This window comes from Nostoc sp. TCL240-02 (assembly GCF_013343235.1).
GTDB lineage: Bacteria > Cyanobacteriota > Cyanobacteriia > Cyanobacteriales > Nostocaceae > Nostoc.
The window spans coordinates 2,169,830-2,196,558 of record NZ_CP040094.1; the positions used below are offsets into that span (position 1 = coordinate 2,169,830).

At 41.6% G+C, this 26,729-nt stretch carries 24 protein-coding genes; 15 read left to right on the forward strand and 9 right to left on the reverse strand.

Features of this window, described 5'->3' with window-relative positions; genetic code table 11:
* The 5 genes from FBB35_RS34535 (at position 1) to FBB35_RS09430 (ending at position 6,096) form a co-directional block, all read left to right on the forward strand.
* Entirely contained in the window at positions 1–624 is a 624-nt protein-coding gene (locus FBB35_RS34535) for a hypothetical protein (RefSeq protein WP_254625891.1), read from the forward strand.
* A 202-nt stretch (positions 625–826) separates the two neighbouring features.
* A complete protein-coding gene (cbiD, locus tag FBB35_RS09415) occupies positions 827–1,939 on the forward strand; it encodes a cobalt-precorrin-5B (C(1))-methyltransferase CbiD (RefSeq protein WP_174709408.1) in 1,113 nt (370 codons plus the stop codon).
* 224 nt (positions 1,940–2,163) lie between these two features.
* Positions 2,164–3,786: a glutamine-hydrolyzing GMP synthase gene (gene guaA, locus FBB35_RS09420; RefSeq protein ID WP_174709409.1), complete on the forward strand. Its 1,623-nt coding sequence runs from the start codon at positions 2,164–2,166 to the stop codon at positions 3,784–3,786.
* Positions 3,787–4,381: 595 nt separating this feature from the next.
* Positions 4,382–4,786: a response regulator gene (locus FBB35_RS09425; protein ID WP_114082046.1), complete on the forward strand. Its 405-nt coding sequence runs from the start codon at positions 4,382–4,384 to the stop codon at positions 4,784–4,786.
* 476 nt (positions 4,787–5,262) lie between these two features.
* Positions 5,263–6,096, forward strand: coding sequence for a bifunctional 2-polyprenyl-6-hydroxyphenol methylase/3-demethylubiquinol 3-O-methyltransferase UbiG (locus tag FBB35_RS09430; protein WP_174709410.1), 834 nt, complete (start codon positions 5,263–5,265; stop codon positions 6,094–6,096).
* Between the two features lie 197 nt (positions 6,097–6,293).
* Here the strand turns inward: FBB35_RS09430 and FBB35_RS09435 are convergent, their stop codons facing one another.
* A complete protein-coding gene (locus FBB35_RS09435; protein ID WP_174709411.1) occupies positions 6,294–7,199 on the reverse strand; it encodes a cation diffusion facilitator family transporter in 906 nt (301 codons plus the stop codon).
* Positions 7,200–7,817: 618 nt separating this feature from the next.
* Between FBB35_RS09435 and FBB35_RS09440 the strand changes: the two genes are divergently transcribed.
* Both FBB35_RS09440 and FBB35_RS09445 read left to right on the forward strand, forming a co-directional pair.
* Positions 7,818–8,564: a 3-oxoacyl-ACP reductase family protein gene (locus tag FBB35_RS09440; RefSeq protein ID WP_174713580.1), complete on the forward strand. Its 747-nt coding sequence runs from the start codon at positions 7,818–7,820 to the stop codon at positions 8,562–8,564.
* Positions 8,565–8,728: 164 nt separating this feature from the next.
* Entirely contained in the window at positions 8,729–9,082 is a 354-nt protein-coding gene (locus tag FBB35_RS09445) for a hypothetical protein (protein ID WP_174709412.1), read from the forward strand.
* A gap of 504 nt (positions 9,083–9,586) precedes the next feature.
* Here the strand turns inward: FBB35_RS09445 and FBB35_RS09450 are convergent.
* The 3 genes from FBB35_RS09450 to FBB35_RS09460 all read right to left on the reverse strand — a co-directional run bounded on the left by FBB35_RS09450 (position 9,587) and on the right by FBB35_RS09460 (position 11,555).
* Positions 9,587–9,823, reverse strand: coding sequence for a DUF4327 family protein (locus FBB35_RS09450; protein WP_012407481.1), 237 nt, complete (start codon positions 9,821–9,823; stop codon positions 9,587–9,589).
* Positions 9,824–10,805: 982 nt separating this feature from the next.
* The gene (gene rbfA, locus FBB35_RS09455) at positions 10,806–11,225 is read right to left on the reverse strand and encodes a 30S ribosome-binding factor RbfA (RefSeq protein ID WP_114082051.1); all 420 of its coding nucleotides are present in this window, start codon (positions 11,223–11,225) and stop codon (positions 10,806–10,808) included.
* Between the two features lie 123 nt (positions 11,226–11,348).
* The gene (locus FBB35_RS09460; protein WP_174709413.1) at positions 11,349–11,555 is read right to left on the reverse strand and encodes a DUF751 family protein; all 207 of its coding nucleotides are present in this window, start codon (positions 11,553–11,555) and stop codon (positions 11,349–11,351) included.
* Positions 11,556–11,720: 165 nt separating this feature from the next.
* Between FBB35_RS09460 and FBB35_RS09465 the strand changes: the two genes are divergently transcribed.
* Positions 11,721–12,548 (forward strand): DNA adenine methylase, encoded by an 828-nt coding sequence (locus FBB35_RS09465; protein ID WP_174709414.1) that lies wholly within the window; start codon positions 11,721–11,723, stop codon positions 12,546–12,548.
* Here FBB35_RS09465 and FBB35_RS09470 read toward each other — a convergent pair.
* From FBB35_RS09470 to FBB35_RS09480, 3 genes are all read right to left on the reverse strand, one after another.
* Positions 12,545–13,027 carry a PD-(D/E)XK nuclease superfamily protein gene (locus FBB35_RS09470; protein ID WP_174709415.1) on the reverse strand — a complete coding sequence of 161 codons (483 nt, stop codon included), beginning with the start codon at positions 13,025–13,027 and terminating at the stop codon, positions 12,545–12,547. The genes FBB35_RS09465 and FBB35_RS09470 overlap by 4 nt on opposite strands.
* A gap of 287 nt (positions 13,028–13,314) precedes the next feature.
* Positions 13,315–14,535, reverse strand: a complete 1,221-nt coding sequence (locus FBB35_RS09475; protein WP_174709416.1) for a HetZ-related protein — start codon at positions 14,533–14,535, stop codon at positions 13,315–13,317.
* Between the two features lie 396 nt (positions 14,536–14,931).
* Positions 14,932–15,591: an L-threonylcarbamoyladenylate synthase gene (locus tag FBB35_RS09480; RefSeq protein WP_174709417.1), complete on the reverse strand. Its 660-nt coding sequence runs from the start codon at positions 15,589–15,591 to the stop codon at positions 14,932–14,934.
* Between the two features lie 165 nt (positions 15,592–15,756).
* Here FBB35_RS09480 and larC point away from each other — a divergent pair, with 165 nt between their 5' ends.
* Positions 15,757–17,043: a nickel pincer cofactor biosynthesis protein LarC gene (larC, locus tag FBB35_RS09485; RefSeq protein ID WP_174709418.1), complete on the forward strand. Its 1,287-nt coding sequence runs from the start codon at positions 15,757–15,759 to the stop codon at positions 17,041–17,043.
* A gap of 306 nt (positions 17,044–17,349) precedes the next feature.
* On the opposite strand, the gene FBB35_RS09490 is transcribed toward larC, so the two are convergent.
* Entirely contained in the window at positions 17,350–18,549 is a 1,200-nt protein-coding gene (locus FBB35_RS09490; protein ID WP_174709419.1) for a PLP-dependent aminotransferase family protein, read from the reverse strand.
* Positions 18,550–18,776: 227 nt separating this feature from the next.
* Here FBB35_RS09490 and FBB35_RS09495 point away from each other — a divergent pair, with 227 nt between their 5' ends.
* From FBB35_RS09495 to FBB35_RS09505, 3 genes are all read left to right on the forward strand, one after another.
* The gene (locus tag FBB35_RS09495; protein WP_174709420.1) at positions 18,777–19,568 is read left to right on the forward strand and encodes a basic amino acid ABC transporter substrate-binding protein; all 792 of its coding nucleotides are present in this window, start codon (positions 18,777–18,779) and stop codon (positions 19,566–19,568) included.
* Positions 19,569–19,864: 296 nt separating this feature from the next.
* A complete protein-coding gene (locus FBB35_RS09500; protein WP_174709421.1) occupies positions 19,865–21,859 on the forward strand; it encodes a serine/threonine phosphatase in 1,995 nt (664 codons plus the stop codon).
* Positions 21,860–21,913: 54 nt separating this feature from the next.
* Entirely contained in the window at positions 21,914–23,185 is a 1,272-nt protein-coding gene (locus FBB35_RS09505) for a protein kinase (RefSeq protein WP_174709422.1), read from the forward strand.
* A 105-nt stretch (positions 23,186–23,290) separates the two neighbouring features.
* On the opposite strand, the gene FBB35_RS09510 is transcribed toward FBB35_RS09505, so the two are convergent.
* The gene (locus FBB35_RS09510) at positions 23,291–23,509 is read right to left on the reverse strand and encodes a DUF4327 family protein (protein WP_012407469.1); all 219 of its coding nucleotides are present in this window, start codon (positions 23,507–23,509) and stop codon (positions 23,291–23,293) included.
* A 908-nt stretch (positions 23,510–24,417) separates the two neighbouring features.
* On the opposite strand from FBB35_RS09510, the gene FBB35_RS09515 reads away from it, so the two are divergent.
* From FBB35_RS09515 to FBB35_RS09525, 3 genes are read left to right on the forward strand one after another with little or no spacing between them, the layout of a single operon-like run.
* A complete protein-coding gene (locus tag FBB35_RS09515; RefSeq protein ID WP_174709423.1) occupies positions 24,418–24,843 on the forward strand; it encodes a M48 family metallopeptidase in 426 nt (141 codons plus the stop codon).
* 57 nt (positions 24,844–24,900) lie between these two features.
* Complete coding sequence (gene pseB / locus FBB35_RS09520; RefSeq protein ID WP_174709424.1) at positions 24,901–25,890, forward strand: UDP-N-acetylglucosamine 4,6-dehydratase (inverting); 990 nt, start codon at positions 24,901–24,903, stop codon at positions 25,888–25,890.
* 29 nt (positions 25,891–25,919) lie between these two features.
* A complete protein-coding gene (locus FBB35_RS09525; protein WP_174709425.1) occupies positions 25,920–26,726 on the forward strand; it encodes a hypothetical protein in 807 nt (268 codons plus the stop codon).
* Positions 26,727–26,729: the final 3 nt, after the last annotated feature.

Consider the following 26,729-nt stretch of genomic DNA (forward strand, 5'->3'; position numbering starts at 1 on the left):
ATGGATGATGCTTACGATAAACAATATGAAGTTTGGTCGCAAACTCAGTTCAAGGCAGAACTGAGCTTTAAAGATCAGCAAATTACTTTTTACCGTAAGCAAAACCTGGAATTGAGATCAATGCTAAAGTCTCAGAGTGAGCAAATAGAACTATATAAAAAGCTGGTAGAAAACTCAAAAACTCTCTCGAATCAATCATCTAGTGATAGTTCACATGTGAACGTTACAAACACAATTGTAGTGGAAAGTAAAGCAATGAATGAAAGTACCAATAAAAACGAAAAATCTGAAGTAGAAATGAATTTTCATGCTCCTGTTACTGGAGCTACTGGAGTAAACAAAGGAGTCATAAATATCAATGCTTCTGAACGCCAAAAGACACTCACAGAATCTGCTGCTGAGATTCAGAGACTTTTGAAACAGCTTGAGGACACAAATCCTTCGGCAAGTGAGCCTGAGCAAATAGCCTATGTTAATCTAGCTACCAAACCAGATTTTAAGCAACGAGCAATTGGCGCTCTAAAAGAAGGAGGAGAGGTTGCCATTGAGGAATTTTTTCTGGAAAATAAATATCTTAAAGTTGGAAAAGCGGTTATCAAAGGTTGGTTGCAAGGTGCTATCTAAACAGTTGCCACCCGCATAATGTTCCTGTTGGAGCGGGATATCTCGGTGATGTTACAAAAGTTACTTGCAGCCGCTCAACAGGAACGTTACCCCGAAAGAAGCAAGCTACAGATGAGGTCTAAATTGCCATCTGAAACTGTCTTCTCTAGGAAACGCTGGGCGAACAATTTTGAAGAATTATTTTGATTTTTGAATTTAAAAAATGTCCCGTTTTGGATACACACTTCCCGTCTTTGCCTGTGCTGCTGCTGTTGCAGCTTTACACTGGTTACACGATCGCAAATCCCTAACTTTTGCCTCTGTAGATTTGATTGAACCGTCTCAAATGGCCGAAATCCCCATTGAACAGGTAGCAGGATTATTTGAGAATACAGCTTTAGCAATAACTCGCAGCGATCCCGGTGATAATCTTGATTTGACTAAAGATACACCGATTTGGGCATTGGTAGAATGGCGAGAACAGGGGGAGACTGTAATTATAAAAGGTGGAGAAGGAATTGGCAAACAGGCGAATGCTGATGACAAGCCAGCTATTTACGCTTATGCTCAAAGACTCTTAAAAGAAAACTTGCAACGAATGCTAGCACCAGGGGAAAAAATCACGGTGACGATTATTTTACCCGAAGGGCGATCGCTAGCTGTTCGGACTTCAAATTCTGCCTTTGGTGTGGTGGAAGGACTTTCGCTTTTAGGCACAACCGGTATTTCTCAACCTTTGAGTACACCAGATCAGCTTGCAGTTTTTCGGGCGGAATTACAAAATAAAGCCAGTCGTTTTGAGACTTTAGTATTCTGTATCGGTGAGAATGGTCTAGATTTAGCGCGTAAACTAGGGATTAATCCCGAACAATTGGTCAAAACTGCTAACTGGCTTGGCCCAATGTTAGTAGAAGCTGATGTGCTAGGCGTGAAAGAAATTTTATTATTTGGCTATCACGGGAAGCTGATGAAACTGGCGGGGGGAATTTTTCACACCCATCATTACTTGGCTGATGGACGTAGGGAAATTTTGGCAGCGCACTGTGCGATCGCAGGTTTAAAATCAGCAGATATCCAAGTTGTGTTTAACAGTACGACTGCCGAAGCTGCCTTAACATACTTAAAATCGCTAGATACTGCAACCGGCAGTGATTGGGTAAATCAAGTTTACAGTGCGATCGCAGAAACTATCGATGTTCGTTCCCAAGAATACATCCAAAGCCATAGTGAAAGGGGCACAGAGGTTACAGTCTGTGGCTCAATTCTCTTTGATCGCGATCGCAAAATTATCGTGAAGAGTAAAACTGCTGGTCTGTTAATGGGAAAATTATGTTAATTTATTATGAATAATCGTAAACAATCCAAATAAATAATCTTTTAAGTAACCACTCTAAGGTAAGTTTATCGTTTTCATACCATCTCTAGCTCCGGGACTAGACCAACGCACATAACCTCGCGTTTGTCTAGGGCTTCTATACCATTATCAGCCTAAGCAGGCTGAATAATAGCATCACCATAGACCATAAAGCATCTATCCTTAACAGACATAACACTTCCATCATGAATACAGTGGTGACTCTACCGACAGAACAAGCGCCCCAAACATTGGAAAATGTTGGGCGACTTGATCGCCAATTAATTATAATTCTGGACTTCGGCTCTCAATATTCTGAGTTGATTGCCCGTCGCATCCGCGAAACTCAAGTATACTCTGAAGTTTTATCCCATCGCACTACTTCTGAACAATTGCGCCAACTCAATCCCAAGGGAATCATCCTCTCTGGTGGGCCGAGTTCTGTTTATGGTGACAACGCTCCCCATTGTGACCCAGAAATTTGGAATTTGGGAATACCCATCTTGGGTGTTTGCTATGGGATGCAGCTAATGGTAAACCAACTCGGTGGAGAAGTAGCAAAGGCTGACCGAGGTGAGTACGGCAAAGCATCATTATATATTGACGATCCCACAGATTTACTCACTAATGTTGAAGATGGCACTACCATGTGGATGAGTCACGGAGACTCAGTTACCCAAATGCCATCAGGGTTTGAATTGTTGGCACATACAGAAAATACCCCCTGTGCTGCGATCGCCGACCACGAAAGGAAACTTTACGGGGTTCAATTCCATCCAGAGGTAGTACATTCTCTTGGTGGCATAGCATTAATTCGTAATTTTGTCTACCATATCTGCGATTGTGAACCCACTTGGACAACTGCGGCTTTTGTTGAAGAGGCAATTCGGGAAATTCGCAGCAGAGTTGGTGATAAGCGGGTACTTTTGGCGCTATCTGGAGGTGTGGATTCTTCTACCCTGGCCTTCTTGCTCTATAAAGCCATTGGCGAGCAACTAACTTGTGTGTTTATCGATCAAGGCTTTATGCGAAAGTATGAGCCAGAGCGATTGGTAAAGCTATTCCAAGAGCAGTTTCACATTCCTGTAGAGTATGTGAATGCCCGCGATCGCTTTTTGGCTAAAGTTGCTGATGTCACAGATCCTGAAGAAAAACGCCGCCGCATCGGACACGAATTTATCAGCGTATTTGAGGAAACATCCAAACGCCTTGGTCATTTTGACTATTTGGCTCAAGGGACGTTATATCCAGATGTCATCGAATCTGCCGATACCAACGTTGATCCCCAAACTGGTGAGCGGGTAGCGGTAAAAATTAAGAGTCATCACAATGTTGGCGGTTTACCCAAAGACCTAAGATTTAAATTGGTGGAACCACTGCGGAAACTATTTAAAGATGAAGTCCGTAAAGTTGGGCGTTCCATTGGTTTACCGGAAGAAATTGTCCAACGACAACCTTTTCCTGGGCCTGGTTTGGCAATTCGCATTTTAGGGGAAGTTACATCTGAGCGATTAAATATTTTGCGCGATGCCGATTTAATTGTGCGCCAAGAAATTAACCAACGCGGTATGTATCATGATTTCTGGCAAGCGTTTGCTGTATTGCTGCCAATCCGTAGTGTTGGCGTTATGGGCGATCAACGTACTTACGCTTACCCCATCGTCTTGCGAATTGTTACCAGTGAAGATGGCATGACTGCTGATTGGGCCAGAGTCCCTTACGATGTCCTGGAAGTGATTTCCACGCGGATTGTGAATGAGGTAAAAGGGGTGAATCGTGTGGTTTATGACATCACCTCTAAGCCGCCTGGAACCATTGAGTGGGAGTAATTAAGTTTTGAGTTGAGTTAACTAAAAGCTCATCACTCTTTTTGATTATTCAGGTTCTTTACAGTAATTTAGATTCACATATTTTAAATGGCAATGCCGAGCTGACTCGTTTTGAGTTTTGGCATTGTCTATTTTTTTGGCTATAGTTTTGGTAAGCTACTCTACATTTAACTTAAATAGTTATGGCAGGTAGGATGCCCACCCTAGAAGAGCTTGATTTAATTTATGTAATTTAGCTGTTTTTAAATTTATAGCAAAATGTCATAGTTGCTAAATTGAAAATCCCCAGCAAAATCGCAAGTTTTTTGTAATAAAATAGGCAGCAATTATCAAAATAAATTTGTAAAACCGATTATTTGTGAAAGTGAATTTCTAAATATAAATGAATTTAAACACAAATATAATTTTATCCTGTCAAGAAGTATAAATGCCAGCGAATAATTAACCATCAATTAGATGGTGGCTAGACAAATTGAATTATTGTCTAGAAAAATAGGCGCGATCGCAGTAAAATTACTAAGGGTGTGGTAAAAGACAAAAAAACCAGCAGCTCATTAGAAATAACTTTCATTTGATAAACATTTATGGAGATGTTATGGAACCTCCTCTGCCCCTTGCTGGCTTAAACATCCTTGTCGTTGATGATGATGACGATAGCCGCTTTTACATTACTACCGTGTTAGAAGCTGATGGAGCCACCGTTATGGCAGTTCCATCGGCGGCGGTAGCATTGAAAGTACTACCTGAGTTGCAGCCAGATGTCTTAATTTGTGATATTGCTATGCCTGGTGAAGATGGCTACACCCTTATCCGCAAGATCCGGGCGCTGAAACCTGATATTTGGGAAAAACTCCCTGCGATCGCTTTAACTGCTTATGGTGATAGCGAGTATCGTAGCCGTGCCTTGGAAGCGGGTTTTCAGACTCATGTACCTAAACCAGTCGATCCCGGAGAACTAGTTGCGATCGTCGCAGAATTGGTTGCTTCTTATGAGAGTTAATACAAATCTCGTAGAGAGCGTGATTTTGAATTTTGAATTGTTAACTTTCCGCTCTCTCATTTTTTGAATCTGCTCGATTTGAAGCAATATTATGTTTGCCAAAGATTCTAAACTCTACAAATGAGTTTTATTTTCCTTTGTTTATGAGCGATCGCTACTTGAATAAAACCAAAAGGTACGATTACTGCCTTGAACAAGACTGAAACACAAATTTTGTTGTCAGTAAAATTTTCTCCTTTAGTCAGAATTAGAATATTTGTGAGCGCAAATTTGCATGACACTAAATCAAATAAACATTACCACTTTAATAATCTCAATAATACTTATTCCATAAACACTCTAAGTCAAGGGCTTCAGCATTATCTCATGTCCAAAAGCTTACTGCTCTTTACTAGTAGAACAATATCAATTGCTCTTGCTACTGATGTGATGTATAAACTATATGTACCCTGTATTGTCATTTGACAGTTTAACTCATGAGTCAAGAAATTTTTACAGATTCCTCTGCAAACTACAAATTTACTGAAGATAATTTTGCTGTACCAGATGAAGACTTTTCCCTAAAATACTTTGAGGCACAAGTCACAAAATCCGATCTGTACTGGAGTCGCTTTGGTGGTCGTCCAGACTTCTCTGGTAAAGTTGTCCTTGAGATCGGCTGTGGATATGGTGCACTGTGCATTGATGCAGCCATTTCCGGGGCGCGGCGGGTAATCGGTCTTGACCTCATAAGTAGCCGGATCGAATTTGCGCGCAATATCGTCGCAGAACGCTACCCAGAGATTGCCGACAGAATAGAGTTTCATCACTTGGATATTGACAACCTAACGACGCTTGACGGCCAGGTTGATATCGTAATTTCCAAAGATACTTTTGAACACATCATGGGCATAGAGCGAGTTCTTCTTTCAATAAAACGAGTTCTACGGCAAGGGGGCTTACTAATAACTGGTTTTAGCCCACTTTATTACAGTCCTTTTGGCGATCATGGATATCACGCAATCGGAAAGCGCATCAGGCTACCGTGGGCGCATCTCATTATTGGCGATGAGCGTGTTGTTGCAGCTTATAATAAGTACCATCCCGGAATCGAGTGCCATTCGATCTATGACCTTGGACTCAATAAACTCAAGCGCCGCGACTTCCTGAAAGCCTTTGATCAAAGCGGATTTGTGATTGTTAGCGAGACTACAAATGCTTTTGAAGGGGCTTCCAAATTGATGCCGTTGTTTCGCTTTCTGAGTAAAATTCCTGGACTCGAAGACTATACAACAGTCAATATGTACATTATAGCCCGTAAGACCTATTAACTCATCTCTATGGTGTACACACAAGTCCTAAAATCCTTGTTTGGTAAGACACAAGTACTTAGTAGGCAAGGTTTTGAGTTTATTATCAATAGTGTCAGTTTATTGATAATAAACTCAATGGAAAATCAACTATTTTAAAAATAATTTTTCGTTCTTTTCCCTCTATTTTATTCCCAACTCCACTTGTGTGAACACAACTATTTCAATCCAGTTTCAAAGCTAATTTGCTCCGACTTATATGCTGGTGGCTCTACGTGAATTAAAATCCTCACTGGACGGAACCTTTCTTCCAATCGGCTTTCTACTTCTTCGGTGATGCGGTGAGCGGTTTCCACGTCTGATGCATCTACTATTAAATGCATTTCAATAAATACCTGACGACCAAGAACACCGCGAGAAGCAATATCATGACAGTTAATTACACCTGGAACAGAAGTAGCGATCGCATGAATTGCTTCTGGTGCGATCGCCATTTGATCTACAAGCCAAGGCAAATTCTCTTTTAAAACTGACCAGCCACTCCAAAATACCAACAAGGCAACAGGAAAAGCTAACACCAAATCCATCCATTGATAACCTAGCCAAACTCCGATCAAGCCGCCAATTACAGAGATTGTCACCCAAATATCGCTCATGGTATGTGTAGCGTCAGCTATGAGAATAGAGCTACCTACCCGCTTACCAACAGCGCGTTCGTAAAACGCCACAAAAATATTTACGCCTAGGACAATTAGTAATAACCACAACTCCGGTGGCGATATTCTCACAGGTTCGCCACCACCTTTGAGAATTCGTTCGATCGCTCCTTGCAGAATTTCAAAACAGGCGATTCCTAAAAATGAGGCGATTCCTAAAGCTCCCACAGCTTCAAACTTGCCGTGTCCGTAGGGATGCTCGCGATCGGGTTGTGGAGAAGAAAATTTACTTGCAACTAATCCTAAAACGTTGTTGGCGCTATCTGTCACACTATGCAAGGCATCAGCTAGCAAACTCAACGAACCTGTCCAGTAACCCACAACTGCTTTCAATCCCAGTACGAACACGTTGAGTAGTAGGGTAATAATTAAAACTTTTCGTACTTCAGCGCGGTTATCGTAAACCATAGATAATTTATCACATCAAGTTCTATGACTTCTAATGTAGAACTCAAAACATAAATAAACACAAATAAAATGTATCAAAGTCTTACGCAGTAAGAATTAAGTCTCTCTATAGGCTCTATCTTTTATACCATTCTGTTGAGATTCTTTATAGCTAACAGCAGCTACAAGCTTTATAGCTATTAGTAATTGACTTTATAAATAACAGCATATTTTTAGCATTAATTCCAGAAATATTTTAATTAATTTTGTTATTTATACATCCAGTTACTCCAGACAAAATTGTATCTAGAGATATTATGAGACCATCAGAGGTGTATACTTATCTAGAATAAATGATGAGCTTAATAAGTGTTATTTGCTACTTTACAAGGATAAAGAAGCCTGTACTTCATTCAAAAAATGGTCAAAATTTGAGCAGCAAAATCGAAAAATATTTACAGGTTTTGGAATAATTAGTAAACCTAGAGGTGAGTTTTGACGTTTCCTTCGCTAAAAATAAATTAACAAGCCAGAGGGATAAGTGAAAATTTGATCCTCTTACGAGTTTGAGTAAGAGCTTGAGCCATATAATTCCAAAGGTCAATTTTCCTCAGACGGCAAGTTTCAATCATGAATATTATGAGTACCAAAAAACTTACAGGTAAGGTGGCATTGGTAACAGGCGGCTCACGCGGTCTGGGAGCAGCGATCGCTAAACGTCTCGCAAACGATGGTGCAGCCGTCGCTCTCACGTACACTAGCTCGCCGCAAAAAGCCGACGAGGTGGTGCTTGCCATCGAAACGGCAGGTGGTCAAGCCAAGGCTCTTCGCGCCGACAGTGCCAATGTCGAAGCGGTGAAAAACGCTGTTGCCGAGACAGTAAAAGCCTTTGGTCGTCTTGACATCCTCGTGAACAATGCGGGGGTCGCCACTTTAGCCCCAATAGATCAATTCTCAATGGATGATTTTGATCGGCTGATCGCGGTTAACATCAAGGGTGTCTTTGTGGCAACTCAGGAAGCTATCCGCCACATGGGTGAGGGCGGACGGATCGTTATGATTGGCAGTGTCAACAGTGACATAATGCCTTTTGCTGGCGGCTCTGTTTACGCTTTGACCAAGGGTGCGATCGCAAGCTTCACACGCGGTCTTGCCCGCGATCTCGGCCCTCGTGGCATCACGGTGAACAATATTCAACCCGGCCCGATAGACACTGACATGAATCCGGCGGAAGGCCCCTTTGCCGACACGATGAAAAGTATGATTGCCCTCCAACGGTATGGTCGAACTGAAGAAGTCGCCGAGATGGTTTCCTATCTCGCCAGTGCGGAAGCTGGTTTCATTACTGGTGCAAGTCTGAAGATTGATGGTGGCTTTGCAGCCTGATACAGCAGAACCAAGAAAAATCCGATCGTGTAAATATGTCTGGCGACGATATCAGCGCCTGGGGGTGCATCCTCAAAAAATGGGCTTCGCCGCCGTCGATCTCGGCGGCTTCGTCTCTTCTTCCGGTAAGATTAGTACTTATCAATAAGCTTTAATAAAAACTTATGTCTTCAATTCCTCTAACATTGAACCTAATTGAAGGTTCTGTCTCCTTCAGTTTTTCACCCCAAGCAGCACGAGAATTAAAGACAGCGACAGATCAACTGATGGAGCGCCTGAAAGCTGTCGCCGCTAAACCCACTCCTGGCGGTGGTAAAGTCACTCCCCAGCCTCCAATGGAATATCGTTATGCGGGTGAAGTATTTTTAGAAATTTTCTGTAATCCTAATATCTGGCCAACGCCTTTCGCAGCCAAAGTTTTGCTGACTGTCCGCAACGTCAACATCCGCTTGACTACTGAAGCTGAACTTACCCGTATTATTGAAGACATTAATCAATATTTAGAGCAAGTCGGATAATCGTTTATATAATTTTTCTCTGCTTTTAGAGATTTTTTAACAAATAATCCTATACAAATTTGGGATTTTGCGAAAGTTGAGCCAGTTACTTGCTGAGGTCTTCTCTATTGTCGCAACTAGTGTCGGTTAGCCCCACCGAGCAAACTTTTCAAGACGGATTCTACCTTTGAACAGCAAGCAAGCGATCTTGTCAATTGCGAGTCAAAAGTGAAGTTCCTACACTTCTATCGGATCAATGTAGGAGCTTCACCGAATTTACATACTAAACTCAAGCTGTAGCACCAGATATATAGAAAAAAGGGATTCTGATGCCTTCTTTAACTTGAAAAATTATATAAATTAAGACTCCAATGCTTCTGTGTTAATGAAAAACGCAAGATTCTGTATGGGTGAATGCTCATTAAAACCAGAGATTATCCCCCAGATTGGGCGTAGGATCGTTGACTGTGACATCCACACATCGAAAATTAACCCCCAACCCCAAACCCGAAATCAAACATTGATTTAGTCGTTGTCCCACTGTTCACGGCCAATTAGGTCGCCAATGCGATCGCGCAATAAAAAGTCACATTTCTCTAATTCACATTCAACGCAAACCCACTCTCTTGCTGGAATGTATTGGCAGAGGGTATATATTGGCTGTTGTCGGCTAATCATTCCCTTTTGCACCAGTCGACGTGCTTCGTCTTGGATCAAATCGAGAGAGTAGTAATTGATAGAAGGCACCGTATTCACACTCATGGTTTTTACTCACAAATTAACACTTACGATAGTGTTCCCGTTAATAATTAGGAACAAACATTACAGAAATTAGACTTGTGGCTAGTATTTTGTAGTTTGCTATACGGAACTATTTTTATTTTGACGCTAGATATCCTAAAATTATCTCAAGAAATGTTAAGAAAGTCAACAAATCCTGACATTTAGCAAAAATCTGCTTTACAAAAAAAATTCCGAGTAGTTAACTTAACCTGCTATGGCGGTTGTATGGTTTTTCTGCAACAAGTCTGAAAATCTTGCCATTACTGTATTTAGGCAAGATTTGCTGGGTGGTAAGAATTCATATTGCAATCGCTTACATATCAAATAATCACCTTAAAGCCGGATCTAGAACTGCTGGTATTTACTAAGGGTAAACAACACAAGAATATTTGTCAGATACTACGGTATAAACTGTTGCAAAACATAACGGCTAAAGTACACTACGAAGGCTTTACCCCTATCATCTGTTAACAATTTCTTAAGTAAAATTGCAATTTCTTAGTTATTTTCAGCACTAATATTACACAGTTTTCTTTTGCTCAACATCTGTAGAAGGGTGGAGTAAAGGCAGGAGGAGCAAATCAGTTGGGGATTCAACCCCTAAGATTTGAAGCCACCGTTGCGTTAGCTTCTCGCAGGGTACAGGCAAAACCATAATTTTCAGTTAGCGGCAATTCATGTAGACGCATACTCCTAGGTCGAAGCAAGCTACGCGGAGCATCTCTAGAGATGCTCTAACAGAGTACCCGCAGAGAATTGCCCCTACCGCGTGTAGTTTTGCGTAAGTCCTAGTAGAGTAAAGACGAAAGCCAAGGCAAACATAAAGCGTATAGATGCAACTACCGATCGCGGAACTAGATTATGGTTACATTAAAACAGACGCGATCTAGTCACGTCTGTAAACTCTTTGGCGGATTTGCTGAGATCAATTGTTCTGAAATTACATTGTTATTTAAGTTACTTATTCACTAAATGATTCATCATCTTCATCTGTGCTGTCTTCTACTGCTAACAGATTTTCTGGCGGACGATCGTGATTGAGTTGGCTTAGTAGTGCCAGTACCTTGTTACCGCGTTCTATGGAACGATCTTCGAGAAAGATGACTTCTGGTGTACGACGTAGCCGTACCCGCGCCCCAAGTTCACTGCGGACATAACCCGTGGCTGACTTTAAGCCTGCCATTGTTTCTACCTTAGCTTCATCTGTACCATAGATACTGACGTAGATTTTGGCGTGTTGGAGATCGCCAGAAACATCAACATCAGTCACACTTACCATTCCTGTACCCACACGGTCATCCTTAATGCCGTTGAGCAGCATTTGGCTAACTTCCCGTTTGATCAATTCTGCAACGCGGGAAACCCGGCGATTTGTAGCCATAAAAATTTCGCCTCCTGACAGAGGTTGTACGACAAAAATAGATGCAATTTGGGTAGACAGTACTTAGCGAAAGCAACGCCAAGAGCAACCGTCTGTAGGGCATAGCCCCGATATAGCGCTAGTCTAGATTGCACTCAAGCCCAGCATTGCCCGTAGGGTGAAAGTAAGGAAGACTAGGCTGCTCACAAATAAACCTAAGAGGGCGACTAAGGTAACAGGGCGCTTCAACAGTGGCACTAATGGCGCAAAGGTGTTCAAAAACAAGCCTAATACGATACTAATTAAGTACCGGGGGTAGCGAAAGACGTTATCCCAAAATCCGTCAAACATCTGAATCTAAACTGCCTTGTTATATACTTACGTTTGTTTTGATATGCTTTATCAACTCAATTGTAATCTATGCAGCCGGAAAATTAGCCAGCTAATATAAAATATGCTTCGTCGGTTATATTGGCTTTATTTAGTCAAGATTATTTTCAGTTAAATTGCAAGTAAATGGTAATTCAAATCCCAAAGGAAACTAGCCCGCGTCCATTTTTGAAGTGGGCAGGGGGTAAAAGTAGGTTGATACAGCAATATATTCCTTATTTTCCTAAAAGTTATAAAAATTACTATGAGCCATTCTTAGGTGGTGGTGCTATTTTTTTCTATCTTCAACCAAAAACAGCAACTTTAACTGATATTAACGCCGAATTAATTAACACTTATTGTTGTGTTAGAGATCGTGTTGAAGAATTAATTTCTCTATTAAAAGAGCATAAAATTCGACATAATAAAGATTATTATTATAGTGTCAGAAACGACTCTGGCGGCACTGATATAGAAAAAGCGGCTCGTCTAATTTATCTTAACAAGACTTGTTTTAATGGTCTTTATCGAGTCAACTCACAGGGCAAATTCAATGTACCTTTAGGCAGATATGAAAATCCTAATATTTGCCCTGATGTTTTACTTAGGACAGCCTCAGAAGCACTTTCTACATCTAAAATTAAACACACAAATTTTATTGATGTACTAAATCATGCTACAAACAGTGATGATTTTATTTATTTTGACCCACCATATTATCCTGTAAGTGAAACTAGCTATTTTACAGCTTACAGTAGCTATCGCTTTGCGGAAGAGCAGCAAGTTGAACTCAAGGATGTATTTGAAAAATTAGCGGAACGTGGAGTTAAAGTAATGCTATCTAATTCCGATTGTGAATTTATTCGCAACCTTTATAATAGTTTCAATATCCACACTATATCAGCATCCAGGGCAATTAATTCTAACGCAAAAAAACGCGGAAAAATTACAGAATTACTAGTAACTTCGTATTAAAGATTATTGTTAGACCAGGCAATAAATGAACTTAAATTATGAACAGAGAGAAGATTTTGATTGAAACTAACTTGTTTACCTAACCATGATACAGCTTGCGGTTTCATACCTCCACCGTCAATTAATACAACTGCTTGTGCAGGATAGCAATTTTGAATATTCAAGTTAAGGTAAGGGAGTTTTTCATCGACTGAACCGCTAGTTTGCTGCCATTTACACTCAATAATTAGCCCGGAAGAAACGGATGCGGCACCAATAATGTAAAAGTCTACGTATATATAGCTCCCATAAATTCCTGCTCCGATATAAACCTGCCTTGCATATCGTTTTGGTATATGATTTGAGCTTAAAAGACATCCAAGGCGCTGTTTCTTTGGTAAATCAAAGCCCACTTGGACATATCCATGACCCAGTAAAGTCCCTTCTACAGCTTTTTCCAAAACATTGCCAGAAGTAACTGCTCTTGCACCTTGAGTCATCTTTATCCTGATTATCTTCAAAAGGTTTCCTGATTTTAGGATTCCCTGGAAGCAACAGTAAATGCTAAGTTATATAAATTTTTGATTTTGGATGCATAAGGTTAGATTTATTAGGTATGAAGTAGGAAAAGCTAGTATATTTGTACTCAAAAATACAAATGTATTAATAATTTGGGTAACAAACGAGTTACTAATTTAGGGGAGTATGAAAAGAATAAATTTCCTTTTCTCTTTGTCCCTTAACCTCTCCAAATAACTGGAAAAATTTTAGTTATTTCACCTTAGCTTCAACCCGTTTGTGCCTCAGTATGACCGTTGCGGATAGACCATGCTAGTTCTAACAGTTGAGTCCAGCGCTTTTGTAACTGTTTGGGGGTGCATTTGATGGTTTTAGCGATCGCTTGGTCGTTTTGCCTTGCAGTTTTTAATTGTAATATTTGCTGTTGCTGTTCTGTAAGTTGATTCACAAAGATTTCCCACTGCTGGGAAGATAAACCCAACTTTTGCTCTAAACCCGCACCTAACCATTGATGTACCAATTGCCAGTGGTGTTGCTTGGCAAACTTTTCTACATGGTATTTAAAGCGTTGTTGGAGATAATCGCGCTGACGGCTGGTTAAACCGAGAATTTGGTCAATTTCTGGGGCTGAAAGGTCTTGAAGCTTCAAGCTGAGGTAGTTCATACAGTCAGATTGACCTTGAGACTCCAGATATTTCATCAATTCAGTGATGACGCGATCGCGTTCTGATTCTTCTGATGGATCAAAATTAGTTTGGGCAATCATCTGCGATCGCAGCTGTTGCACCGCCGAGTTACGCTGGTAAGATTCTGCTTCTTCACCCTTAGCAGACTCTACCGCCATTTCAATATCCACGGTAGTCTCTTGTGGCTGACGACGAGCAAAACCTTGGGCCCGCAGGATAATCAATTGCTGATTTGCACCACCAGGTAAATTAATGCGGCGTTTGGCGTACTGTTCTGTAAACGCCATATATTCAGCTAATTGCAGCTGAGTACGCGGTGTATGATCGTGAGGTAGTTCGTTTTCTCTGCGGAAAGCTTTGATAGCTTCGATATAAAATGCTTGTAAAAAATCTTCAATTAGGCTGTAACGAGCATCAAAACCCAACTCAGAGCCAGATATAGTTACATGACGGTAAACCATAGCACCTAAATTACTATGTAATTCCACCCGCCCTTGTTTGGAACCTAGTTGGTAGTAACGTAAGCACTTTTGCATCCGATGCCTTCCCAACGTAATCTGCCAGGATTTGATTTGGCCAGATGTTTGGATGCGTGAGCTTTTATCGCAAATGCGTTCTACTTCTACGGCTATGCGGTTTGCTAAAGCTTCTACGCACCTGGGTGCTGCTTTCACTTGTGCTTGCATTTCTTGACACAGCAATTCAATCAAGGTTTCGCTGCTGCTGTCTGAAAATTCTTCGGTCGAAAGGTGGTTTTCAAAAATGGGTGTAGAGTTTGGTAGATTGATGACGTTAGCTTTCATGACTTTTCCAGGGAGTAGTATTGCACCGTAATTACAACGCAGACACAGCAATCAAGGCCGGCCAAGGCTTGTGAATCTTTGGGCATTTATCAATTAAGACTTGCCCCATATAATGCTCACATCTAAAGCTCATATATAAAACTGTAGGAAATACGAGAGAGTTACAGTTATGCCAATGTGTCGGTTCTTTCACAAGCCACCACATTGACGCGAGTACTCATGTACCCATCATTTTCTCAAAGTTGTCAAATCCCTTGCTGTACTGACTGTTACCACCATCCTGTTATTGCATCTGTGCCCGTCATAGACATCACGTTTAAATATGACAATTTAAAAACTGGAGTTGCTTTTATCACAATTTCCGAAACGAAGAGGTGTGCCTGTGAAGTCTCATTCTTATACCCATGCTGCTGCTGCTTCCCAACCTAAACCCCTCCGTATAATTGCTGCTTCGTCTCCGGTCATATCTAAGATGGTAGAGACTTCATAAGTAGGCTCTTCGCCAGTGTCCACAATTATGTCTACCAACTTGTCCAAACGGTCAAATAGCTCTACCCGTGACTGAACAGTTTCTGGATCTATCCGAATCATGCCGTTATCTGCTTCATCTGGTGGCAGATGTGCTGAAGTTGAAATAATCGGATTGCCCAAAGCTGCCAGCAACTCCAAACACACAGTATGGTTTGGTACTCTAATTCCAGTACTTTTCCGCTTGGGGCTTTGCACCAATCGCGGTACTAATTTAGTTGCTGGGAGCAAAAACGTGTATGGCCCTGGAATCAGGCGTTTCATAATCCGATAGGCTGTGTCACTTACGAAGGCATAAGTTGCCACATTTGAAAGCGAGGGACATAAAAATGTCAGTGGTTTATCATTTGCTAGCTGTTTAATTTGCCGCACTCGTTCTACCGCCGACTTAGCATTCAAATCACAACCGATCGCATAAACTGTATCAGTAGGGTAAAGCATGACTGCGCCACTAGAAAGCGCCGACTTTATTTCCTCTATTCGGCGAACTTGAGGATTATCCGGATGAACTGAGAAAATTTTTGCCATAACAGGGGGATTGGGGATTGGGGATTGGGGAGTGGGGAATGGGGGCAGGGGGCAGGGAGCAGGGAGCAGGGGAGGCAGGGGAGGCAGGGGAAGTAGAGGAGAATAACCAATGCCCAATGCCCAATGACTAATTACTAATTACTAATTACTAATGACTAATTTATTATGAATAAAATTGCTTATCTTCAATGTCCGACAGGAATTTCTGGTGATATGTGCCTGGGTGCTTTGGTAAGTTTGGGTGTTCCTGTGGAGTATTTAATTGAAAAGCTCAATAGGTTGGGAATTGAACAGGAATATCAGTTAAGAGCAGAACTTGTCCAACGGAATGGACAACAGGCAACTAAAGTTCATGTGGATTTAGTACACGATCGCCATCACCACCACGACCACGACCACGAACACAATCACCATCACACACGCCACTTGCCAGAAATAGAGCAGATGATTCTCAAAGCGGGGTTGCCATCACGGGCAGAAGCTTGGAGTTTAGCGGTATTTCGACAGCTAGCAGTCGCAGAAGGGGCAGTGCATGGCATTTCCCCTGAAAAAGTTCATTTTCATGAAGTGGGTGCTATAGATGCGATCGTAGATATTGTGGGTACTTGCCTGGGGTTAGATTGGTTGGGGATTGAGAGTAATGACGAAGGATGGCCCCTGCTTTACTGCTCGGCGTTTCCCACTGGTGGCGGTACTGTTCGGGCTGCACATGGTCAAATGGCAGTACCAGTACCAGCAGTATTAAAACTTTGGGAAATGCGGGGTTGTCCAGTTTATAGCAATGGCATTGATAAAGAACTGGTAACGCCAACAGGAGCCGCGATCGCTACTACTTTGGTAAGAGATTTTGGTTCACCACCCGCGATCGCTATCAAGCAGGTAGGATTGGGAGCAGGAACCATAAATTTACCAATTCCCAATATTTTACGCCTCTGGCTGGGCGAAAGCGCAAGTTTGCAGTCAAATTTCAGCAATTGTGAAGATACTAGCTCAAATTTAGAAACTATCTCGGTACTAGAAACCCAAATTGATGACTTAAATCCGCAAGCGATCGGCTATGTTTTTGAGGCTTTGTTTGCTGCTGGTGCAGTGGATGTTTTTACCCAAGCGATTGGTATGAAAAAGTCCCGTCCAGGAATTTTGCTGACTGTGATTTGTCATCCAGACAATTTACTCAGTTGTGAAGCGGTTATATTCCGTGAAACTACAACTTTGGGTATTCGGCGAACAACTCAGCAACGCGCCATTCTACAGAGGGAAATTCAACAAGTGGAAATTGAATATGGCAAAGTGCGGGTCAAAGTAGCATGGAAGGGACAATCATCAGAGAAAGTTATTGCTAATGTGCAGCCAGAATATGAAGATTGTGCAGAATTAGCTAGAAAACATAATATTCCCTGGCGCGAAATTCAACGGTTGGCGCTACAAAATTGGTATTCGGTCAATAACTAAATCTCCTCGTTCCTATACTGCGTAAATTGATGACAACTTAGGGACTTGCAATTAAAAAATATCCCATCCCTGCGGGATGCTCCTCGTTCGCGTAAGCGTCCCGCAGGGTAGGACGCAAAGAGAAGAAAGATATGTTTAACCCAAGCGTATTGCCTTAAAGCGATCGCTAAAATGTCAAGTGGGGTGTGGAGATAAGTCCAAAGTCTCTTGTGGTTGAGATTTGGGTTGATATTTAACAAGTCCCAAATCTCGATTTTTGGGAGAAGCAAGCTAGCAAGAGCATCTCATAGAGAGCGTCATTACGAATTACCTCAATCCGCGCAATACCGATCCTAATGTAGCGATTCCCTCAACAATCTTCTGTGTTGGCTGAAAGCTAAAAGCTAACCTGATGGCATCATCCCCTTGTCCATTGACGTAGCAGCGAGTCCCTGGCAGAAAACTGATGCCGTGTTCATTGGCAGCCATGAGGAGTGCTTTAGCGCTGATATCTGGTGGCAATTTACACCAAACGAAAAAGCCGCCATCTGGACACAGAGCAACTACATCACTGGGAAACTCTTGAGCGATCGCTTCTAATAACAAATTGCACTTATGTTTATAGCAGGCAATTAGCTCTTGAATATGATTGTCTAGTTTCCCTGTAGCACAATAGCGAGCGACCACATGGCTGACAAATGGCCCCACAGGCCCCTCACTTTTGAACATCGCCAGCCGCTCAATAATCGCTGGATCGCCACAAGCCCAGCCTAGCCGGATACCAGGCGCAATAATTTTCGAGAAGGTACTCACATATAATACCCACCCTTCTTGGTCGAGAGTTGCCAGGGAGGGCATAGTTTCTCCTCGAAAGCGCAAATCGCTATAAGCATCGTCTTCCACGATTAGAACGCCATACTCAGCCGCTAATGCTACCAGTTTTTGGCGGCGAAATAACGGCATAGTAGCACCTGTGGGATTATGAAAGGTGGGAATAGTATAAATAAATCGGGGTCGGATGCCCTGTTTTTTGAAATCGTTCAATGTTACTTCTAGCGCATCTACATCCATCCCTAACTCATCCACAGGAATAGTAATTATGCGTGCGCCAGCGTGGACAAATCTGGTAACTACTCCCAAGAAGGTTGGCCCTTCCACAATTACTACATCACCAGGTTCCACAAACACATCTGGTAGCAAGCCGAGAATCTGACCAGAACCGTAGCCAATGATTAGGCGATCGCGATCGGCAGCAATTCCCTTAGCCTGCAAGCGGAGGATAATTTGCTCATACAGTTGAGCGGAAGGCGGGCCGTAATTGAGAGCGATCGGAGCCTCTTCTGCCAGCACAACGGCACTTGCAGCAGCCAAGTCAGTGTGAGGAAAGAGAATTGGATCGGCTAGACCGTAGGCAAAGCTGACGGTGACGATTTTGCTTAACTCTGTACCGTAAGTTGGTGGTGCAAGGTTCTTTGCGCGTTCGGCGAACAAATCAGTAATTCGGTAAGCAGGGGTTGTAGAAACCATAAGTAGTTAAAAATTGGAAGTCAGAGTACAGAACACACAAGAAGGTTACTGGCGAAAAGCGAGATTGGAAGCTTCCTCTGATCTCAACTTTTAACGAGAGTGGGCGTCTGAAAGTTTCATTAATCGCCCAGCATTCATGGTGGATTGTGGCTACTGACGGATGTATTCTTTCTTATAACATCATGACAACTATCGTGAATATTGACTGATAGAACGGAATTACTACAGTGAAATTATTTAAGCTCAAGTGGCAGCAGCTAATTTTAAGCTTAGGCTGTCTGCTACTGATTATTGCCTGTAAAAATTTTTATCCCACTAATAACTCAGACGCTATAACTTTTAGGGTGGCGACAGATCCCACCTTTGTTCCTTTTGAAATCCAAAAGGCTAGTGGTGGCTTGGAAGGTTTTGATATTGATTTGATGAATGGCATCGCTAAAGTAGCAGGTTTTGCAGTCCAATTTGAAAGTCTACCTTTTGATGGCATGATCTCGACTTTGCAAGCTAAAAGAGCCGATGCAGCAATTAGCGGAATCACCATTACCGCCGAACGCCTGAAAACAATTGCTTTTTCACGACCTTATTTTAAAGCTGGACTAGCGATCGCTGTCCGCGAAGACAACCAAAATATTAGAGACTTTAACAGTCTCAAAGGTAAAAAAATCGCTGTCCAAATTGGTTCCACTGGGGCAGATTTTGCCAAAACCATCCCCAATGCCAAAATTAGTACTTTTAATTCCGGGCCAGAATTTTTCCAGGACTTGCTCAATGCCAACGTTGACGCTGTGGTTAGCGATGCTTTTGCAACTTTGTATGCGATTAAAAATGGCAAACTCAAAGGCATCAGAGTTGTTGCCGATCTGCTTACTGAAGAATACTACGGAATTGCTACACCTAAAGACTCCCCCCATCTAGATGCAATAAACAAAGGTATAGAGACTTTGTTATCCAATGGCATTTACAAGCAAATTTATCAAAAATGGTTTAACGCAGAACCCCCGCAATTACCAAACTCTTGACATTGGGCATTGGGCACTGGTTATTCTCCTCTACTCCCCTGCTCCCCCGGTTACTGAGCGTAGTCGAAGTATGCTCCCCTGCCCCCTGCCCCCATTCCCCACTCCCAATTCATAAGCAATTGGTTGCCAATATATTAAATATTTATCTAATATGCGTCACAATTAATACTGCCACCAAAATTCATTGATAAACTACAATCTCTTGTAGGTCTACTTTAGTCAGGGACAGCCAATTGTGGCACCTTTGATCTTAGTGGCTAGAAGCACCTTGGAGCGCGAATAAAGGAACTTCCACTATGCTGATTTGCCCTCAGTGTAAATTTGAAAACCCCAAAAGCAACAAATTCTGTCAAAGCTGTGGCACATCCCTGACCCACAAAGTTTGTCCTGAATGCAGCGCCGAAGATGTACCTGTAAATGCACTACTTTGTCACAACTGTGGCACGGAATGTGGAACAGTGTTTTGGGCAATTATTGCTAAAGAAACGATTGGGGAAGCTTTGGGAGTAAAGATAGATGAGGGAGATGTGGGATTAGAGGAAGATGAAGAAGCAATATCCTCGTCATCTCCTCTATCCCTTAGTTCTCAGATTACATTAGGCTCTTATTTAGACTCCCAAGAGCGCTATCAATTGTTAGATCCGCTACCTACCCAAAGTGAAACTGCCACTATTACTGTTACAGGTGTGAGAGTTCTAGACTGCCAGCCGTATCAAATATCACCTATTGAGGCAATACTAGCAAGTCAGCAATCAGATTTACTAACGCCATCAGTAGATGCAACTGGAATTCCTCACCTTGCGAAACCTTATATTGCCTTACACTCCCAAAGTGGGCGCGAGATACCACTGATTCACGATGCATGGCAGCAGGGGGATATGCAGGTGGTAATAATTGAAGACCGCTCAAATTGGCAGCTTTTACTTGACTTATGGCAAGAAGAGACAACAAGTTCGTTAAAAATTTTGCACTGGTGTTATCAAATGACCCAACTTTGGGCATTGTTGGAACCAGTAAATTGTCGTCAAAGCCTTTTAGATTTCTCAAATTTGCGATTGGATGAAGACCAAACGCTGGCGCTACAAAGATTGTATGTGGAATCATCAAGTTCTCTGTCCGTCAGCGAGTCGTCAGAAGATGCCGAAGCCCAAACATCTGCTATTCCAGAGGAGCCGTTAACCATTCAAGCTTTGGGGCGAGTTTGGCAAGCACTATTTAGGCAGTCTCAACGCACTCAATTTGGCTCTGTAGTCCAGATGTTGGGAGATTTAGATGTAGGTAAGATTCACACCATCGCACAATTGCGATCGCGTTTGGAGGAAATCTCTATTGAACTGGAAGCACTAGGAACCGCAACTTTACCCCCAATAAAGGAGAACAATACCACTGTGCCCACTATGCCGCAATCAGACGAACCAGAAGATATCATTAGCAAAATTGATGATATGCCAACTGTTGTGCTGGCGATGCAGTTAAGTAGCTTGGAAGATGCAGGACGCACAGATGTAGGCCGTCAACGTCATCATAATGAAGACTACTTTGGTATTGAAACCAAAATTCAAAAGTTGGAGTTACCTAAAAGTCGAGTTCTAGAAGGGCATGGTTTGTATATTCTCTGTGATGGTATGGGTGGACATGCTGGCGGTGAGATCGCCAGTGAGTTAGCAGTCAACACCCTACGGCAATACTTTCAAGAACACTGGATTGCCAATCAACTGCCAACAGAAGATAGCATTCGTGAGGCAGTGTATTTAGCTAATGAGGCGATTTACAAGCTCAATCAACAAGATGCCCGTTCTGGAGTAGGGCGTATGGGTACAACTTTGGTAATGCTCTTAATTCAAGATACTCAAGCAGCAGTTGCTCATGTGGGAGATAGCCGTCTCTATCGCTTGACGCGTAAGAGGGGACTAGAACAAGTCACAGTAGATCATGAAGTTGGGCAACGGGAAATTACCAGAGGAGTGGAAGCAAGCATAGCTTATGCCCGTCCAGATGCCTACCAACTAACCCAAGCTTTGGGGCCTCGTGATGAAAATTCGATTAATCCTGATGTAGGCTTTTTTGAGATTAATGAAGATACTCTTCTACTTTTGGCATCGGACGGTCTATCAGATAATGATTTACTAGAAACCCATTGGCAAACTCATTTAGAACCCTTACTTAGTTCCGGCGCTAACTTAGAACAAGGTGTTACAAAATTAATTGATTTAGGAAACCAATACAATGGTCATGACAACATTACTGGTATACTTATTCGGGCAAAAGTACGCCCAAATTTGGAAAGTTAAAAATAAATGGGGATTGACCTCATTCCCTAATCCATTTACCTTGTAGGTTGTATTGTGGTTAGTCTGACTCTCTTAGAACCGCAACAGAAAACGCCCCTCCAGCAGTGGTGCTTTGAGAACTCTTCCATAATTCGGATTGGTAGAGCTACAGATAATCACGTTGTTTTAACTGATAGTTTAGTTTCGCGGCATCATCTAGAACTGCGACACGTTGATTCTGCCGACAATGGCAGTGGTTGGCGGCTGATTAGTCAGGGTACAAATGGGACTTTCCTTAACGGTGTCCTTGTGATTCAGAGTCCGTTACCAGATAATTCCCTTTTGCAACTAGCACAAGGAGGCCCAATACTGCAATTCCAAATTCAGGAGGTAACAGTACTGGAAACTGGTTTGCGATCGCCACAACAAATGCAAGGGACAGAAGAAAACGCCGTTGCAACAGTCTATTCAGCCCAAGGCCAATACACTTGTACGCATGAAGGGAACTCCCCAAACAATCTGTTTTGCATCCACTGCGGTCAACCTCTTTCAGTACAACAGAAAATTCGCCATTATCAGGTATTGCGAACTCTTGGACAAGGAGGTATGGGTACTACTTACCTCGCTTGGGATGGGGCTGGTCAGATTGGGAGTATCCCACAACTGCTGGTGTTGAAGGAAATGAATGCTGATATGGCAAAAATTGCCAAAGCTCAAGAATTATTTGAGCGGGAGGCGTATACTCTCAAATCACTTAACCATCCGGGAATTCCCAAGTATTACGACTTCTTTGTCGAAGGCGGAAAAAAATACTTGGCAATGGAATTAATTCACGGACAAGATTTAGAGAAACGTGTCTATACAACTGGGCCAGTTACGCCAAGCCAAGCGATCGCTTGGATGATCCAAACCTGCGATATCTTAGAATATCTTCATAGCCAAGAACCTCCACTAATTCACCGCGATATTAAACCCGCCAACTTAATGGTGCGAAGTTCACTAAATCGCATAGTAGTACTGGATTTTGGCGCAGTTAAGGAAATTGGCACAGCGCCCGGTACCCGGATTGGTGCAGAAGGTTATTGCGCTCCTGAACAAGAACGAGGACAACCTTTGACTCAATCTGATTTGTATGCAATTGGGCCAACGCTGATTTTTCTGCTCACAGGCGAAAACCCGTTTAAGTATTACCGCCAAAAGGGGCGCAACTTCAGGTTTGATGTGGCAAAAGTTCTCACCATCAGTTCTCAATTAAGAGATGCGATTGATCGCGTTACAGAACCATTGCCACGCGATCGCTACCAAACTGCAAAGGAATTAGCTGCGGCCTTAGCTGCTTGTCAATAGGGAGGGGGACTGGAGACTGGGTATTGGCGACTGCTGGGTATTAGGGAATGGGCACTGAGTGTTAGCAGCTAAAAGAATTATTTTCTAGTCCCCAGTACCCATTACCTATTCCTCATCCCAAGTTTCTACAGCTAGCAGTTCACTAACTGGGTCTTGCATACTGAAGCCAAAGTCTAGCAGTTCCTGTTTCCAGTGCTGCCATTCATTACCATATAGCAAAGCGATTTTCCAGATGCTATCACTTGGCTTGATAATATTCGATTCTATGAGTGATTGCACGTTGCGCTGCAATTTCACCATCGGGTGAATCACTTGCTGAGTCATAACCTCGATTGAATTCAGATTTTGTTGGTAAATACTTAATTAAAACTGCTTCCCATTCTGCAATTGTTGCTGGGTCGTAGAGTGGTGTAATTTTGGTAAAGCTAGTCTTAACTTTTTAACTATACCATAACAAACTCTACTAAATTACTGGTAAATTCGGTTTTGTACGGTAATTACCACCACAAAACTCCAATTCTACCAAGTAGTCCTAAAACTTTTTGCAGAAACAAGACAAAAGTTCAGGGTGAGGGTTAAAAAATAAAGGATGCTTCTGTTTTCCCTTTAACTTTTCCCCATATTATTTTTCCCCTTAACTTCTACCCTTTAAGCACTAGAGTATAACAGTACCTTTTGTAAGATATCTATTGTGAACACCTACGAAAATAATTAGTCCTTCTGGAAGTTGCGCTAAGTAGTGAGACTGAGGACGACTGGGAAAATTCTATAATATGTTTGCTTTTTGAACAACCCACAATAACACGGGGTAGTTTGAAAGTTTTTGCCTGACAAGGTAAATTTGCAGTTGAGTAGAAATGTCCTCTGTTTCTGTTTATTTAAATGTTATTTAGAATATCGCAAACATCTGGCATTAGGTAGAATCAGCGCAAATATTTATATAATTTTAATTTTCCGCCTAAAGAATAAGACCTGGAGGGTTTGGCTCTGTTTAGGCGTAGGAGAGGTTTTTGCTTGAAGTATGGGAGCGATGCCTACGGCGGTAAACTACGTATAGCAAAATTGCCTATACAGCATGGGCATACCATAAAATTTCCTCGTCCTCAGAGTCAGCTTTTAAAGTTTGTGTAAAAAATTTTTAGCCAAATGTTAGTTTCTGTTGAGCAGATGGGTACCCTCAAAACGGGAGGCTTGCTAATACCTCAGTATTTACCACAGCAAGTATGTGAAGCATGACTGGTTCGGGGGATGAATACCTAATTTCCCGCAAAAAGCAGATTGAGCGGCGACAAAAGATTGTCACGATAGTGTCGTTAGTGTCCTTTGTTGGTTCTACGGTGTTTGCAGTAATTCCGGCAATACAACAGGCTAGTCAACCTAAGCCGGCAACTGCATCTGCTTCTCCTGAGTCAGGATTACACCAACAGGCGCAGGGCTACGAATTAATTTTACAACGGGAACCAGAAAATCAACTTGCTTTAGAGAAACTGTCTATAGTGCGGTTGCACTTGAAAGATACCAAGGGTGCGATGACACTTTTGGAGAAGCTGGTGAAGTTGCACCCCGATCGGCAAGATTACAAAGTTGTATTAGAGCAGATTAAGAAGCAACAGGGTAATGGCGATCGCACCACAAATAATCAACCCAAATCTAATTAACAATTTCTAAAATATTTTTGGAAAATCATTAATTTTGAAATTAAAAATAAATAAAAGATGTTTAATGGCAAATCTATTTTAATTACTGGTGGTACAGGCTCCTTTGGCAAGCAATTTGTAAAAACGGTTCTTAGCCGATATCAGCCGCAGAAAGTCATAGTTTATTCACGAGATGAGCTGAAGCAGTACGAAATGGCGCAGGAGTTTAATGCACCAGTTATGCGCTATTTCATTGGAGATGTCCGCGATCGCGATCGGCTGCGTCTGGCAATGCGGGGTGTTAATTATGTTATTCATGCTGCGGCACTGAAGCATATTCCTGCTGCTGAGTACAACCCAATGGAATGTATTAAAACTAACATTCATGGGGCAAATAATGTCATTGATATTGCCCTCGATCAAGAAGTAGAAAAAGTGATTGCCCTCTCAACAGATAAGGCAGTTAATCCAATTAATCTCTATGGTGCAACCAAGCTAGCTGCTGATAAACTTTTTGTTGCAGCTAATAATATTGTTGGGACAATGAAAACCCGGTTTGCTGTAGTTCGCTACGGCAATGTTGTTGGTTCAAGAGGCTCAGTAGTACCTTTTTTTCAAAAACTGATTCAAGAAAAAGCCCCAGACATTCCTATTACAGATCCACGCATGACCCGCTTTTGGATTACACTCCAACAAGCTGTAGATTTAGTTTTTAACAGCTTTGAACGAATGCACGGCGGAGAAATATTTGTTCCAAAAATTCCTTCAATGAAAATTACTGATTTAGCTGAAACACTTGCACCCGGAGTTCCAATTAAAATTGTTGGTATTAGACCAGGAGAAAAACTGCATGAAGCTATGTTTTCTTCTGAAGCTTCACATTTAGTATTGGAGTTTTTAGATCATTATGTAATTAGACCAACTATTGAATATGCTCATTCTGTGAATTACGCCTGTAATGCTTTAAGTGAAAAAGGAATCCCCGTTCCAGAAGGGTTTGAGTATAGCTCTGAGATCAATACAGAATGGCTAAAAGGTTTTCAACTACTGGATATATTGAAGCAATGAGTAATATTGTGTAAAAAAAGCAAATAGAAATGAAAAAAGCAAGCTGGAATGAGTATTTATCTTTATGTAATTCTTGGACTAGAAGAATAATTGGATTAGAAGCATTCTCTAGAAAACGTGATTTGGAACAAATCGAACAAGAATATAATCAGGATAAGTACGCCTCTCTTTTAAAGTTTAAATTTACAGATATTGAGCTTTATAAAAAAAAAGAACTTGAACTAGCTGGTCTAAATGAGAAAAATAATATTTTTATTTCCCTTGGCGAAGAACTTTTTGAAACTTCTCATGAATTAGCTTTTTCCATTTACTATTCGTCTATTTCTAATGTAATTAAAAGATATAATCCAGCCCGGATTTGTGAACTTGGTTGTGGCTATGGGTACAATTTTTCATATCTCAAAAATATCTGTCCAGAAATATATGGAGGTGAATACTCTAAAAATGCAGTTATGCTAGGTAATTCCATAGGATTTGATATTAAAATATTTAATTACTACAACTTAGATGATTATTTGCTTATTAAAAATGGAAGTTTAATTTTAACTAGTCATAGTGTAGAACAGATTCCCAGTGCAAAATACTTCATTGAGGGATTGTCTGCAAATAAAGATAATATTGATTTAGTTGTAAATTTTGAACCAAGTTACTTGATAGATAGAACATCTTTTGTAGGTATAATGAGAAATCGATATATCGAAATTAATGATTATAATAAGGATTTAATTACGCTATTGAGAGGCAGAGATGATATTGAAATTATTGAATATCATTCAGATTATATTGGGATTAATCCTCTCAATTCAACCAACATAGTAGTTTGGAGATTTAAATAAAGC